General features: G+C 62.2%; 13 protein-coding genes. 5 read left to right on the top strand and 8 right to left on the bottom strand.

All coding sequences use genetic code 11. The annotated features are described in order from the left end of the window. Positions 1-199: hypothetical protein (locus tag ACW9IB_RS28030; protein ID WP_457416514.1), on the top strand; the 199-nt coding region annotated here is incomplete at its 5' end. Positions 200-522: 323 nt separating this feature from the next. Here ACW9IB_RS28030 and etfB read toward each other — a convergent pair. The 6 genes from etfB to ACW9IB_RS28000 form a co-directional block, all read right to left on the bottom strand. Beyond that, positions 523-1,293 carry an electron transfer flavoprotein subunit beta gene (etfB, locus tag ACW9IB_RS28025; RefSeq protein ID WP_457416512.1) on the bottom strand — a complete coding sequence of 257 codons (771 nt, stop codon included), beginning with the start codon at positions 1,291-1,293 and terminating at the stop codon, positions 523-525. Between the two features lie 10 nt (positions 1,294-1,303). After that, positions 1,304-2,524: an electron transfer flavoprotein subunit alpha gene (etfA, locus tag ACW9IB_RS28020; RefSeq protein WP_457416510.1), complete on the bottom strand. Its 1,221-nt coding sequence runs from the start codon at positions 2,522-2,524 to the stop codon at positions 1,304-1,306. Beyond that, positions 2,524-4,479 carry a dimethylglycine demethylation protein DgcB gene (gene dgcB, locus ACW9IB_RS28015; protein WP_457416508.1) on the bottom strand — a complete coding sequence of 652 codons (1,956 nt, stop codon included), beginning with the start codon at positions 4,477-4,479 and terminating at the stop codon, positions 2,524-2,526. Before dgcB ends, etfA begins: the two co-directional genes overlap by 1 nt. Positions 4,480-4,663: 184 nt before the next feature. Then, positions 4,664-6,724 carry a dimethylglycine demethylation protein DgcA gene (gene dgcA, locus ACW9IB_RS28010; RefSeq protein WP_457368894.1) on the bottom strand — a complete coding sequence of 687 codons (2,061 nt, stop codon included), beginning with the start codon at positions 6,722-6,724 and terminating at the stop codon, positions 4,664-4,666. A 15-nt stretch (positions 6,725-6,739) separates the two neighbouring features. Beyond that, positions 6,740-7,270 (bottom strand): DUF5943 domain-containing protein, encoded by a 531-nt coding sequence (locus tag ACW9IB_RS28005; RefSeq protein WP_457416506.1) that lies wholly within the window; start codon positions 7,268-7,270, stop codon positions 6,740-6,742. A 78-nt stretch (positions 7,271-7,348) separates the two neighbouring features. After that, entirely contained in the window at positions 7,349-8,326 is a 978-nt protein-coding gene (locus tag ACW9IB_RS28000) for a dipeptidase (protein WP_457368895.1), read from the bottom strand. A 218-nt stretch (positions 8,327-8,544) separates the two neighbouring features. Between ACW9IB_RS28000 and ACW9IB_RS27995 the strand changes: the two genes are divergently transcribed. Next, positions 8,545-8,946, top strand: coding sequence for a lysozyme inhibitor LprI family protein (locus ACW9IB_RS27995; protein WP_457368896.1), 402 nt, complete (start codon positions 8,545-8,547; stop codon positions 8,944-8,946). An 8-nt stretch (positions 8,947-8,954) separates the two neighbouring features. On the opposite strand, the gene ACW9IB_RS27990 is transcribed toward ACW9IB_RS27995, so the two are convergent. After that, the gene (locus ACW9IB_RS27990; protein ID WP_457416504.1) at positions 8,955-9,917 is read right to left on the bottom strand and encodes a tyrosinase family protein; all 963 of its coding nucleotides are present in this window, start codon (positions 9,915-9,917) and stop codon (positions 8,955-8,957) included. Between the two features lie 176 nt (positions 9,918-10,093). Here ACW9IB_RS27990 and ACW9IB_RS27985 point away from each other — a divergent pair, with 176 nt between their 5' ends. Beyond that, entirely contained in the window at positions 10,094-10,510 is a 417-nt protein-coding gene (locus tag ACW9IB_RS27985; RefSeq protein ID WP_457416502.1) for a DUF3010 family protein, read from the top strand. A gap of 138 nt (positions 10,511-10,648) precedes the next feature. Here the strand turns inward: ACW9IB_RS27985 and ACW9IB_RS27980 are convergent, their stop codons facing one another. Beyond that, positions 10,649-11,593, bottom strand: coding sequence for a GlxA family transcriptional regulator (locus tag ACW9IB_RS27980; protein WP_457416500.1), 945 nt, complete (start codon positions 11,591-11,593; stop codon positions 10,649-10,651). 193 nt (positions 11,594-11,786) lie between these two features. On the opposite strand from ACW9IB_RS27980, the gene ACW9IB_RS27975 reads away from it, so the two are divergent. Next, positions 11,787-12,731 carry a choline ABC transporter substrate-binding protein gene (locus ACW9IB_RS27975; RefSeq protein ID WP_457368901.1) on the top strand — a complete coding sequence of 315 codons (945 nt, stop codon included), beginning with the start codon at positions 11,787-11,789 and terminating at the stop codon, positions 12,729-12,731. A gap of 74 nt (positions 12,732-12,805) precedes the next feature. Continuing rightward, on the top strand, positions 12,806-13,693 hold the full coding sequence (locus tag ACW9IB_RS27970; RefSeq protein WP_457368902.1) for a 3-keto-5-aminohexanoate cleavage protein: 888 nt from the start codon (positions 12,806-12,808) through the stop codon (positions 13,691-13,693). Positions 13,694-13,766 lie beyond the last annotated feature (73 nt).

Here is a 13,766-nt window from a genome sequence, read left to right as displayed (position 1 = left end):
GGTGAATTCACTGCCGTCATCGCAGGCAAGCCAGCTCCCACATTTTTATCTCCACATTGCTCAGAATCTGATCAATCCTCCTACAGCCCTGAAGCAGCAAGCCCTCCAGCCGTTACCCAACAACTTACCCACAGACCCACCCACAGCAATTGTGGACAACGCTTGCAGCGTTGTGGAAAAGCGCATCGAACCTTCATAAACCGGGCCATTCAGGGTTTTTATCGGCTAAAAACCAGGAATTGATCGTTTTTTGAACGACTCGCCGAAAGCCCCGATTAATAAGGGCTACAGCTGATAGCGAACATCTTATCCACAGAAGCGCCAACAGACTTTGGGGGCAAGTCTGTGTGCAGAAAGGGTTCGAGCGGTGGAAAAACCCCAGGAAAAACCGCGAGTTAACCTGGTCGTTTTTCGTACAGAGGGCTGCAGGGCTTGATTCTGCGGGGGTGTGGACAGGCGCGAACAGGTTATCCACAGATGGGTCAACAGGGATTGTGGGTAAACCGCAATCCCTGATCGGGTTCAGCGAACGACGCCCTCTTCAACCAACAACTTGAGGATGGCTTCGGCGCCCGCTTCGGGCGTCAGCCCCTTGAGCACCTGCCCGCCGCCGCCACTGGCCTTGGCCGTCGCGGCCTTCATACGGTCCGCGCCGCTCTTGGCCTTGATCACCTTGAGGCGCTTGGGCCGAGGCTTGGCCGGTTGCAGCACGGCGCCTGTGAATAACTCGTCTTCTTCAACTTCCACCTCATGGGCTGCCAGCTCGCCACGTTGCGCAGGGCCGTAGGCACTTTGCCGAGGCTTGGGCGCGGCGTTATCCACCGTGGCCAGGAAGGGCAAGCGCACCTTCAAGCGGCGGCGCTGGCCACGGGGCAAGGCCTGCAGCACATGAGCCACGCCGCCGTCGATGGACTCGACCTGGGCCAGCCCGACAATCAACGGCCAACCCAATTGTTCGGCCAGCAGGAACGGCAGCATGCCCGAACCTTCGCCGGTTTCCGCCTGGCTACCGGTCAGGACCACCTGGGCCCCGGCTTCGCGCAGGTAGTCGCTGAGCACCGGCAAGGCATCGCTGCCCGCCGGTTGCTCCAGCACATGCAACTGCGGCAAGCCCATGCCCAGGTAGCTGCGCAGAGTCGGTTCGCCGATGTCGCCGGCATGCAGCACGTGCAACTTATCCCCAGCCAATTGCAGCCCCAGCTCGACAGCGCGCGCGTCCTGTTCGGCACGGCGCGGGCGCCCGGAGGTGGGGTGGGCGCCGATGGACACCAGGCTGATTACATTCGTGGTCATGGCCATATCCTCAAGCCGCATCGCGCTTGGCGCCGTTGCGGTAAGCCTCGACCGCAACGATCAAGGCTTGCAGAATTGCGGCGCTTTCGCCGATCACCGACAGGTCGGCACGCTTGATCATGTCGCAACCCGGGTCGAGGTTGATCGCCACCACCTTGTCGCAGGCGCCAATGCCTTGCAGGTGCTGGATCGCCCCGGAAATCCCCACGGCCACATACACCCGCGCCGTAACCCAGGTGCCGCTGGCACCCACCTGACGGTCTCGGGCCATGAAACCGTCGTCCACCGCCACCCGCGACGCGCCTTCGGTGGCGCCCAGGGCAGCGGCGGTCTGGTGAAACAACGCCCAGTCCTTCACGCCGTTGCCGCCAGAGAAAATGAACTCCGCCTCGGCCATGGGAATGGCCGCCGGGTCCACCGCCACCGCACCCAGGTCCTCGATACGCGGCAGGCTGCGCGCCAGAGCTGTGGATAACTCAACCGGCAACACTTCGTGGCGGGTCTCGCTGACGGGCTCGGCACATTCCACGGCAGCCAGAATCAGGCGCGGCAATGGGCGGGCCAAATCCTCCTGGCCCGCACCGGCGCGGCCGATGCACTCTTCGCCCTTGATCTGCCAGACGCGTGTGGCCGGGCGTTCCTTGAGGCTGGCGGCAAAGCGCCGACCCAGCTCGCCGCCACCACTGCGACTGTCCGGCAGCAGCCAGTGACGGGGATTGAATTGGTTATCCACAGCTCGCAGGCCTTGAACCCGTTGTTCCGGTGAATAACCGTCGAATTCGCGCCCATCCAGCACCAGCAGACGGTCCACACCGGCGGTGTCGAAAGCACTTTCCTTGTGCTCACCGAACACAACCGCCAGCACTGCACCGTCGCTGCCGGCGAGTTGCCGGGCAAGGCCGAGCACGTCGCGGTCGTGGCTGCTCAAGCGGCCACCGACCATGTCCGGCACCACGTTGATGTAGAACGCCGGCGCCGCTACTTGATGCAGCGGCAGTTGCACCTCCACTGCCGCCGTGCGCTTGGCAGCGCCGCCCTGTTGGGCGCCACTGCGGTCGATCCGCTTGATGCCATTGGGACCGATGAAACCGACGCCATGCAGGTTCTTGCGGATGACGCCATTGGGGCCCATCCAACTGTGTTGTACCGGCTGCATGGCCGCGTGCAGCGGGTGCAGACGGTTGCGGGCGATCCACTCAGCGCGTGGGTCGCGGCGGATAATGTCGCTCATCAGTGCACCTCCGCAGACGTTTGTTGGACAGGGCGTTTGATCGGGGCTTTGGCCGGTGCGGCGTCTTCGAGCAACGCATCGGCTACCAGTTCGGCGATGTCCTTGATCAGTGGACGCGGTTCAACCACACCCTCAAGCATCGCCGTGCACTGTGGACAACCCACGGCCACCAGCTCGGCGCCGGTCTCGCGGATGTCTTCCATGCGCATGTCGGGGATCCGCTGCTTGCCGGGAATGTCGGTGATCGGCGCCCCGCCGCCACCGCCGCAGCAGCGTGAACGGAAGCCCGAACGTTGCATCTCCTTGACCTCGATGCCCAGCGCCCGCAGTACTTGGCGCGGTGCCTCGTACTCGCCGTTGTAGCGGCCCAGGTAACACGGGTCGTGATAAGTCACGCTATTGCCCTTGTGCTGGCCCAGGTTCAGCGCACCCTCGCCGATCAACTCGGCCATGAACGTGCTGTGGTGCTGCACCCGGTAATTGCCGTTGAAGGCGCCGTACTCGTTTTTCAGCACATGGAAACTGTGGGGATCGCAGGTGACGATGCGCTTGAAGCTGTATTTGGCCAGGGTCTGGATATTGCGCGAGGCCAGCAGTTGGAAGGTGGCTTCATCGCCCAGGCGACGGGCCACGTCACCGCTGTCGCGCTCTTCCAGGCCCAGCACGGCGAAGTCGACGCCGGCGGCTTTCAGCACTTTGACGAACGCGCGCAAGGTGCGTTGGTTGCGCATATCGAAGGCGCCGTCACCGACCCAGAACAGCACGTCGGTGCTGCCTTTGTCGCTGAGCAGCGGCAGGTTCAGGTCCGCCGCCCAGTTCAGGCGACCACCCGGAGCGAAACCGCCGGGGTTGTCGGTGGCGATCAGGTTTTCCAGGACTTCAGCGCCCTTGTTCGGAGTGGCGCCCTTTTCCAGGGTGAGGTGGCGGCGCATGTCGACGATCGCGTCCACGTGTTCGATCATCATCGGGCACTCTTCCACGCAGGCGCGGCAGGTGGTGCAGGACCACAAGGTCTCGGCGTCCACCAGGCCGTTGACGATCGGTTGATGCGGGTTGCCGCTGTGCTCGCCAATGGCTTTGCCAGGATAAGGGCTGCCGGCGAACTTGGCGTCGGTGCCACCGGCCAGGCCGACCACCATGTCCTGGATGAGTTTTTTCGGGTTCAGCGGCTGGCCGGCGGCAAACGCCGGGCACGCGGCCTCGCATTTGCCGCACTGCACGCAGGCGTCGAAACCGAGCAGTTGGTTCCAGGTGAAATCCTTGGGTTTTTCCACACCCAGGGGCGCAGCCTTATCGCTGAGGTCCAACGGCTTCAAGCCCGTGGAACGACCACCGCCAAAACGCTCGGCGCGACGGTGCCAGGCCAGGTGCAGGGCGCCGGCGAAGGCATGCTTCATCGGGCCGCCCCAGGTCATGCCGAAGAACATCTCGCTCACGCCCCACAGCACGCCCACGCTCAGTAGCGCTGCCAGCAGCCAGCCGCCGAAGTCTGCCGGCAGAATCCCGGCCACCGGCAAGGTCACCAGGAAGAAGCTCACCGAAAACGCCATGAGGCTTTTCGGCAGGCGCATCCACGGGCCTTTGGACAGACGCGACGGCGGGTTGCGCCGACGCAGGTACACAAACGTGGCACCAACGAACATCAGCACCGACGCCAGCAACAGCGCGTAGCCGAGGATGCGGCTTTGCAGGCCGAAACCGTGCACCAGAATCGCCAGCAACGCCGACAGCACAAAACCCAGCGCCGTGGCGACGTGGGTATTGGCGATGTATTTGTCGCGGGCGACCACATGGTGCAGGTCGACCATGTAGCGCTTGGGCATGGCCAGCAGGCCGCCCAGCAAATCGACTTTGGACGCACGCCCACGGCGCCACATGTTCACCCGGCGCAGGGCGCCGAGGACGGCGAGGCCCAGGGCGGCGAATAGCAGGATGGGAAGAAGGGTGTTCAGCATGGTGAAGCTCCCAAAGACCACGCAGGTCTTGCATGGGAACCGGATCAATGTGGGAGCTGGCTTGCCTGCGATGGCATCGCCTCGGTTTCACTCAAGACCGAGTCGCCTGCATCGCGGGCAAGCCCGGCTCCCACATTGATCAGCTCCCACATTTAAATCGAGTACACCGTGGTTCGGTGGTTTCCTAGAAATCCTTGCACAAGCGCAGGGCGTCATAGATCGCAGCGTGGGTATTGCGCTGCGCCACACAGTCACCGATGCGGAACAGCAAGTACCCGTCTCCCGACTCGCTCAGGCACGGTTGCGGCTGGATCGCAAACAGCGCTTCGACGTCGATCTGGCCTTTATTGCGCGAGCCTTCCTTGAGCGCGTAGTAGATGGCTTCGTCCGGACGCACGCCGTTCTCGACCACCACCTGGTCCACCACCCGTTCCTCTTTGGCGCCGGTGTATTCGTTCTCCAGCACGGCCACCAGCTTGTCACCTTCGCGGTAGACCTTTTCCAGCATCATGTCGCCGGTCATGATCACTTCCTTGGGGTACATGCTGCGGTAGTAGGTCGGGAACGACGTACCGCCGATGGCCACGCCCGGCTTGATGTCGTCGGTGACGATCTCGACCTGGCTGCCTTTGTCCGCAAGGAAATCCGCCACCGACATGCCGGTGAATTCACAGATGGTGTCGTACACCAGCACGTTCTTGCCCGGCGCGACCTTGCCGTCGAGCACGTCCCAGCTGCTGACCACCAGCCCTTCGGCGGCGCCCCAGTGTTCGTTCTGCTCCACGTTTGGAGTGCCGCCCACTGCCAGCACCACCACGTCCGGACGCAAGTCCAGGATGGTATCGGCATCGGCGGCCACACCCAGGCGCAGGTCGACTTTCAGACGCGCCAGCTCCAGCTGGAACCAGCGGGTGATGCCGGCGATCTGGTCACGCTGCGGGGCCTTGGATGCCGTGGTGATCTGCCCGCCGATAAATTCTTTCTTCTCGAACAGGGTCACGTCGTGGCCACGTTCGGCAGCCACCCGTGCGGCTTCCATCCCGGCAGGGCCGGCACCGACCACCACGACTTTGCGCTTGGGCCCGGTGGATTTCTCGATGATGTGCGGCACGCCCATGTATTCACGGGAAGTCGCGGCGTTCTGGATGCACAGCACATCCAGGCCCTGGTACTGGCGGTCGATGCAATAGTTGGCGCCGACGCACTGCTTGATCTGGTCCACCTGGCCCATCTTGATCTTGGTGATCAGGTGCGGGTCGGCGATGTGCGCACGGGTCATGCCGACCATGTCCACATAGCCGCCTTCCAGAATGCGCGTGGCCTGGTTGGGGTCCTTGATGTTCTGCGCGTGCAGCACCGGGACCTTGACCACTTCCTTGATACCGGCCGCCAGGTGCAGGAACGGCTCGGGTGGGTAACTCATGTTCGGGATCACGTTGGCCAGGGTGTTGTGGGTGTCGCAACCCGAGCCCACCACGCCGATGAAATCGAGCATGCCGGTGTCGTCGTAGTACTTGGCGATCTGCTTCATGTCCTCGTGGGACAGGCCGTCCGGGTGGAACTCGTCACCACAGATACGCATGCCCACACAGAAGTCGTCACCGACTTCGGCGCGCACGGCTTTCAACACTTCCAGGCCGAACTTCATGCGGCCTTCGAAGCTGCCGCCCCATTCGTCGGTACGCTTGTTGACGCGCGGGCTCCAGAACTGGTCGATCATGTGCTGGTGCACCGCCGACAGTTCCACGCCGTCCAGGCCACCGGCCTTGGCGCGCTTGGCGGCGCTGGCGTAGTTGCCGATCACACGCCAGATTTCTTCCGGCTCGATGGTTTTGCAGGTCGCACGGTGCACCGGCTCACGCACGCCGGACGGCGACATCAGCGTCGGCCAGTTGAAGCCGTCCCACCGCGAGCGACGGCCCATGTGAGTAATCTGGATCATGATCTTGGCGCCATGCTTGTGCATGGCGTCGGCCAGGTTCTGGAAATGCGGGATGATGCGGTCGGTGGACAGGTTCACCGAGCTCCACCACTCCTGCGGGCTGTCGATGGCGACCACCGAGGAACCGCCGCAGATCGCCAGGCCGATACCGCCCTTGGCTTTCTCTTCGTAATACTTCACATAGCGGTCGGTGGTCATCCCGCCGTCGGTGGCATACACCTCGGCGTGGGCGGTACTGAGCACGCGGTTGCGGATGGTCAGCTTGCCGATCTGGATCGGCTGGAACATTGCTTCGAAAGCCATGGCACGGTCCTCGGCTTACAACGGCTTGACGGTGAACAGGCCGTCATCGTGGCCCTCTTCGGAGCCTCCGTAGACTTGCTCTGCGACGGTGCGGACCTGGCTGCCGCGGGCTTGCAGAATCTGGTCCATGGCGCCGGCAAACCAGCCGGTGAACATGTAGTCGACCTTGCGCCCGACCTTGCCGTACACGTAGACGAACGCCGAATGTTCCAGCTTGACGCTGGCGGTGCCTTTGTCGAGGTCGATGTCCTGGATCTTGAACAGGCCCCAGCCGCGTTGCGACAGGCGCTTCATGTAATGCTCGAACACCGCGACGCCTTCCAGGCCATGGCATTCGGCTTCTTTTTCGCACCAGTGCCAGGCGGACTTGTAGCCGGCCTTGTAGAGGATTTCGGCATAGGCCTCGGCGCCCAGCACTTCTTCGATGCCGATGTGGTTGTTGACGAAGAAATGGCGCGGCACGTACAGCATCGGCAGGGCGTCGGAGGTCCAGACACCGGTTTCGCTGTCGACTTCGATAGGCAATTGCGGGGCGATCTTGGCCATGGAAACTTAACTCCGGAAAATTCGTTTGGATGCCCGCTGCGCGAAGGGCAGCGGGTTAAGGATTAGGAGAGCGGTGGCTTATTCGCCCCAAACATCTTTTAAAACGTTCACCCAGTTTTCGCCCATGATCTTGCGCACCACGCGCTCGCTGTGACCGCGCTTGAGCAGGGTCTCGGTGAGGTTGGGGAACTCGCCCACGGTGCGGATGCCCAGCGGGTTGATGATCTTGCCGAAGTTGGTCAGGCGGCGGGCGTAGCCCTTGTCGTGGGTCAGCATTTCGAAGAAATCCTGGCCGTGGCCCTGGGTGAAGTCAGTGCCGATGCCGATGGCGTCTTCACCTACGATGTTCATGGTGTATTCGATGGCTTCGGCGTAGTCGTCGATGGTCGAATCGATGCCCTTGGCCAGGAACGGCGCGAACATGGTCACGCCGACAAACCCGCCGTGGTCGGCGATGAACTTGAGTTCTTCATCGGACTTGTTGCGCGGGTGCTCTTTAAGCCCGGACGGCAGGCAGTGGGAGTAGCACACCGGTTTTTTCGATTCGAGGATGACTTCTTCGCTGGTTTTGGAGCCGACATGGGACAGGTCGCACATGATGCCGACACGGTTCATTTCGCCGACGATCTCGCGACCAAAACCCGACAGGCCGCCGTCGCGCTCGTAGCAGCCGGTACCCACCAGGTTCTGGGTGTTGTAGCACATCTGCACCACACCGACGCCGAGCTGCTTGAAGATCTCGACGTAACCGAGCTGGTCTTCGAAGGCATGGGCGTTCTGGAAGCCGAAGATGATGCCGGTCTTGCCCAGTTCCTTGGCGCGACGGATATCGGCGGTGGTTTTCACCGGGATCACCAGGTCGCTGTTTTCACGGATCAGGGTCTGGCTGGCCACGATGTTATTGATAGTGGCCTGGAAGCCTTCCCACACCGACACCGTGCAGTTGGCGGCGGTCAGGCCCCCTTTGCGCATGTCCTCGAACAGGTCGCGGTTCCACTTGGCAATAATCAGCCCGTCGATAACGATGCTGTCGGCGTGCAATTCGGCTGGGCTCATCAGGCGTCCCCTTATTGGCGATTCATGCGCCGAATCGTCTGCCGGCGCTTTGGGGCCAGCATATGCCCAGGGGCCGACAGAGCCGGGTGCAAAAACGACAGGGGAATTGCCGAAAGCGTCAATCCACGACAAAGGCTGCTATGACACGTCTGACTGGCGGCTGTTATTTGTCTTACGCTTGGGCCAGAATTCCGCATCACCTGATATGAGACGGCGCAATGAAATCGATTTTCCTGGCTTTGGCACTCATCGCAACCACCGCACACGCGGCTGAAGACACCGACAACACGCCGTGCGATGGCATCGAAAACGACAAGCAAACCCTGGAATGCGCCACCTACAACAAAACCACCGCCGAACAACTGCTGAAAGACAACTATCAGGGCCTGCTCGAGCGCATGGCGTCGACTTATGGCCGTGACAAGACCAAGCTGGCGGACATTACCGCTCGTCTGAAGGATGCCCAGCAGAAGTGGGAAAAATTGCGCGACGCCGATTGCGCCGTCGACACCTTCCCTGCCGTGAGCGGCACCAAGGCCTATGCCATCGAGCAAAACGATTGCCTGGCGCGGATGAGCGACGAGCGGTCGGAGTTTTTGGAGTCGATCGGGCAGGAATAAGCTGCGAGTTACGCCATGAAGGGCGGTTTGAACGGGCTGCACGCCACGTTCGGGCTGGGGGCGTAGCGATAGCCCAGCGCGTCTATTTCCAGGACATCACGGATACGCCCTTTCCAGGGCGTGATCACGTCGTCGAAGTTATGCCCGGGCGGGCCGTTCACCATCGGGCAGTAATGCGGCGCCAGGGCCGGTCGGTCCAGCAGGCTTTGCGCCTGCCAGTCCGCCCAGATCTTGTCGATGAAACAGTGGTGCAGGAAAAAGACCGGGTCCTGTGGCGCAGCCATTGTCGACAGATTGCCACCGACCCACAGGTGCACCCGGTTGTGCAGCTGCACACCGGGCGTCGTGACCCGCGGGTCGCCCCGCTGGGTCACCCAGCCTTCCAGTCGGTTGCGAAACCCTCTATTGAACGGGCTTGCGGTGTAATTCGGCTCGTCGTAGAGGCTTTCGCCCAAGGCCATCTGCACGTCATCCAGGGTCGGCAGTGAGCTGATCCACTGGCCGAACCGACGCTTGAGCCCCGTGCCTGGCAAGCCGTGATCGGGACGGGCCGGTACCGGCCAATGTCCCCAGCGCTCGGCAAATGCGCCGTCCTGCACGCGCCATTGATCTTCGGGATCGCCATTGGCGCCCAGGAAATCTTCGCGCCAGAGCGGGGAGTCGATGGGATTCGACGCGTCGAGGGTCCAGTCCCAGTAAGGCAACGCAACGTCCGGATTGATCCTTTGAAGGGCCTCTTCGAACTGTCGCAACAGCTCCCGGTGCCACGGCAGGAAGGCCGGGCCCTTATGGGCAGCGCTGCGGTAATGCGGGTCGTAGGGCTCGTGCAGATGAATGGCGGGCAACAGGGCCGCTTGGTACCAATGGACGTATTTGTCGTAACCGCCGGTGCGCTTGAGGGTCAGCAGCGCGTCGATGAAATCCTGCCGCTCGATCGCGCTCAACGTGCGGATTTCCTTGCGGATGTTCATGGCGCAATTCCTTTTGCAGAAAGGCCGTCGAACCCACTGATAGCCCGTTATGCCAATCTAAGGTCGGCCTCAACCAGGGTCTACTGTCATAAATAACAGGTTGGCCGCCTGATCCGACCAGCGGTCACACCGAAGCCTGCTACCCTTTGCTCCCCTCACCTATTCAAGGCATCTCCATGACCCTCTGCGGCATCGAAATCAAAGGCAGCGAAGCCATCATCGCTGTCGCTTCCCTGGAAAACGGGGCGCTGGCCCATGTCGCCCTGGCCACCAAGAAAATCGCCCTGGAAGACGACGATGAAGCGGCCAACGTCAAAGCCTTTGCGGCGCAGGTGAAGGCGTTTGTGCAGGACAACGCCATTGAGCGCATCGCCATCAAGAAACGCAGCAAGAAAGGCGAATTTGCCGGCGGCCCGACCACGTTCAAGATTGAGGGGGTGCTTCAACTACTGGAAGGTGTTGAGGTGATGTTGCTGTCACCGCAGACCATCAATGCGCAGAACAAGAAGCACAACTTTGAACTGCCAGCGACGCTGAACAAGTACCAGCATGAAGCCTACAAAGCGGCCTGTTCGGCCCTGCTGAAGAAATAAGCCACAGCTCCCACAGATAGGTGCGCACTCAGAACTCGCGCGGTGACAGTGCAATTGCCAATCCCTGAACCGAGTTTTATACCCAATTATGGCGGCAACTATAATTTATAGTCGCCACTATAATTGGCTAAAAAACGATCAAACCACCTCCCGTCGCCGGTCCTCCCTCGGACATTTCGCAAACCGCGCCCTGTAACTGCGGGTGAAATACGACGGCGACTCGAACCCGCACGCAATACTCACCTCCAGCACGCTCATGTCGCTTTGACGCAAGAGCTGCCGGGCTTTTTCCAGGCGCAGGCCGAGGTAGAAGTTGCTGGGGGTGTCGTTCAAATGCAGACGGAACAGGCGCTCCAGTTGGCGGCGCGTCACTTTGATCGCCTCGGCCAGGGCCAGGGTGCTCAAGGGCGGTTCGGTGTGCTGCTCCATCTCACCGATCACCTGCACCAACTTCTTGTTGTTGATGCCATAGCGTGTGGCGATCTGCATGCGCTGGTGGTCTTTGCGCGGGCGGATGCGGCCGAGCACAAACTGTTCGGACACCTGGATGGCCAGTTCCGGGCCATGGGCCTGGGCGATCAGGTCGAGCATCAGGTCGATGGAGGCCGTCCCGCCGGCGCAGGTAATGCGGCGGCGGTCGATCTCGAACAGTTCCTGAGTCACGGTGAGGTGCGGATAGGACTCCTTGAACGCGTCGATGGCTTCCCAGTGCAGGGTCAGGCGGTGACCGTCCAGCAAGCCCGCTTCGGCGAGCACGCAGGCGCCGGTGTCGATGGCGCCCAGGGTCACGCCGTCGTGGTCAAGGCGGCGCAGCCAGTGTTCCAGGGCGGGTGTGGCGAACTGCAACGGTTCGAAGCCTGCCACCACTAACAACGTCGAGCCCTTTTTCAGCGGCTCCAGCGCAGCGTCGGCATTGACCGACATGCCATTGCTCGCCAGCACCGCGCCGCCGTCGGCACTCAACACATGCCAGCGGTACAGCTCGCCACGAAAGCGGTTGGCCACCCGCAGCGGTTCCAGCGCAGAGATAAAGCCGATGGCCGAGAAACCCGGCATCAGCAAAAAGTAGAAATCCTGGGACATGGTGGCGCTCTCGTAGGACGGGCAGCGTGGCACTGTGATACTCCCGTTCTCGGGTGGATTCAAGGGGGCAGGTCGCTGCAGTGCAAGAGCTGGTCGCCGCCGTGCGTTTTGTCGCCCCCAAGCTTGCGTAACTTGGCCTCACGGCGCACAAAGACGCCGGACCCCACAATAACGACCTGCCGAGGGATCCACCATGAACCGACTGATCAGCCGCTGCGTGCTTGCACTCAGCGCCAGCGCCATCTTGAGCACCAACGTACTGGCCGCCGACGCGGCGTCCTGCCAGAACGTGCGCATGGGCGTGGTGAACTGGACCGACGTAATCGCCACCAGCGCCATGACCCAAGTACTGCTCGACGGCCTCGGCTACAAGACCAAACAAACCAGCGCTTCCCAGCAAATCATCTTCGCCGGCATCCGCGACCAGCGCCTGGACTTGTTCCTCGGCTACTGGAACCCGCTGATGACCCAGACCATCACGCCGTTCGTCGACGCCAAGCAAGTCAAGGTCCTCGACAAGCCAAGCCTGGAAGACGCCCGTGCCACCCTCGCCGTGCCGACTTACCTGGCGGACAAGGGTTTGAAGACCTTCGCTGACATCGCCAAGTTCGAAAAAGAGCTGGGCGGCAAGATCTACGGCATCGAACCGGGCTCGGGCGCCAACACCCAGATCAAGGCGATGATCGCCAAGAACCAGTTCGGCCTGGGCAAGTTCCAGCTGGTGGAGTCCAGCGAAGCCGGCATGCTCGCCGCCGTCGACCGCGCCGTGCGTCGCAAGGAGGCCGTGGTGTTCTTCGGCTGGGCGCCGCACCCGATGAACGTCAACGTCGCCATGACGTACCTCTCCGGCAGTGACGATGCGCTGGGCCCGAACGAAGGCATGGCCACGGTATGGAGCGTTACCGCGCCGAACTATGCCGAACAGTGCCCCAACGTGCACAAACTGCTGACCAACCTCACCTTCACTGCCGCTGACGAGAGCCGGATGATGCAGCCTTTGCTGGACCACAAGGATGCCATCGAGTCCGCCAAGCAGTGGCTCAAGGATCACCCGCAAGACCAGGCCCGCTGGCTGGAAGGTGTGACCACTTTCGACGGCAAGCCCGCCGCAGCCAACCTGCAATTGACCAGCAAATAACCTGATTCGAACCACCGTTTCGCAGCCGCTCCTGGCTGCGAACGGCACCACCACGCCTGTAAGGAACCTGCCTCATGAACCACGACGTCATCATCACCTGCGCACTCACCGGTGCTGGCGACACCACCGCCAAAAGCCCGCACGTACCGGTCACCCCCAAGCAAATCGCCGCCGCTGCCGTGGAAGCCGCCAAGGCCGGTGCCACCGTCGTGCATTGCCATGTACGCAACCCCGAGACCGGTAAATTCAGCCGCGACGTGGCGCTGTACCGCGAGGTGATGGAGCGCATTCGCGAGGCCGACGTGGACATCATCGTCAACCTCACCGCCGGCATGGGCGGCGACCTGGAAATCGGCGGCGGCGAGAACCCGATGGAGTTCGGCCCCAACACCGACCTGGTCGGCCCGCTGACGCGCCTGGCCCATGTGGAAGCGCTGTTGCCGGAAATCTGCACGCTGGACTGCGGCACCCTGAACTTCGGCGACGGCGACACCATTTACGTCTCCACCCCGGCGCAACTGCGCGCGGGCGCCAAACGCATTCAAGAGCTGGGCGTGAAGGCCGAGCTGGAAATCTTCGACACCGGCCACCTGTGGTTCGCCAAGCAGATGATGAAGGAAGGCCTGCTCGACAACCCACTGTTCCAACTGTGCCTGGGCATCCCATGGGGCGCGCCCGCCGACACCACCACCATGAAAGCCATGGTCGACAACCTGCCTGCCGATGCGGTGTGGGCCGGTTTCGGTATCGGTCGCATGCAAATGCCGATGGCGGCGCAAGCGGTGCTGCTGGGCGGCAACGTGCGGGTGGGTCTGGAAGACAACTTGTGGCTGGACAAAGGCGTGCTCGCCACCAACGGCCAACTGGTGGAACGCGCCAGTGAAATCCTCAGCCGCCTGGGCGCGCGGGTCATGACCCCGGCCGAAGGCCGCGTGAAGATGGGCCTGACCAAGCGCGGCTAACCCACACACCACAAAACCCTGTGGGAGCGGGCTTGCTCGCGAATGCGGTGTGCCAGTAACTGATGTGCTGACT

It is taken from the genome of Pseudomonas sp. SDO524_S393, assembly GCF_054071875.1.
The sequence above is the reverse complement of the archived record's forward strand: the minus strand, read 5'-3'. Positions and strand labels throughout refer to the sequence as shown.

Coding starts and splice junctions, on each gene's coding strand:
- etfB (WP_457416512.1), bottom strand. CDS start 1,293: ATGACCACGAATGTAATCAGCCTGGTGTCCATCGGCGCCCACCCCACC.
- etfA (WP_457416510.1), bottom strand. CDS start 2,524: ATGAGCGACATTATCCGCCGCGACCCACGCGCTGAGTGGATCGCCCGC.
- dgcB (WP_457416508.1), bottom strand. CDS start 4,479: ATGCTGAACACCCTTCTTCCCATCCTGCTATTCGCCGCCCTGGGCCTC.
- dgcA (WP_457368894.1), bottom strand. CDS start 6,724: ATGGCTTTCGAAGCAATGTTCCAGCCGATCCAGATCGGCAAGCTGACC.
- ACW9IB_RS28005 (WP_457416506.1), bottom strand. CDS start 7,270: ATGGCCAAGATCGCCCCGCAATTGCCTATCGAAGTCGACAGCGAAACC.
- ACW9IB_RS28000 (WP_457368895.1), bottom strand. CDS start 8,326: ATGAGCCCAGCCGAATTGCACGCCGACAGCATCGTTATCGACGGGCTG.
- ACW9IB_RS27995 (WP_457368896.1), top strand. CDS start 8,545: ATGAAATCGATTTTCCTGGCTTTGGCACTCATCGCAACCACCGCACAC.
- ACW9IB_RS27990 (WP_457416504.1), bottom strand. CDS start 9,917: ATGAACATCCGCAAGGAAATCCGCACGTTGAGCGCGATCGAGCGGCAG.
- ACW9IB_RS27985 (WP_457416502.1), top strand. CDS start 10,094: ATGACCCTCTGCGGCATCGAAATCAAAGGCAGCGAAGCCATCATCGCT.
- ACW9IB_RS27980 (WP_457416500.1), bottom strand. CDS start 11,593: ATGTCCCAGGATTTCTACTTTTTGCTGATGCCGGGTTTCTCGGCCATC.
- ACW9IB_RS27975 (WP_457368901.1), top strand. CDS start 11,787: ATGAACCGACTGATCAGCCGCTGCGTGCTTGCACTCAGCGCCAGCGCC.
- ACW9IB_RS27970 (WP_457368902.1), top strand. CDS start 12,806: ATGAACCACGACGTCATCATCACCTGCGCACTCACCGGTGCTGGCGAC.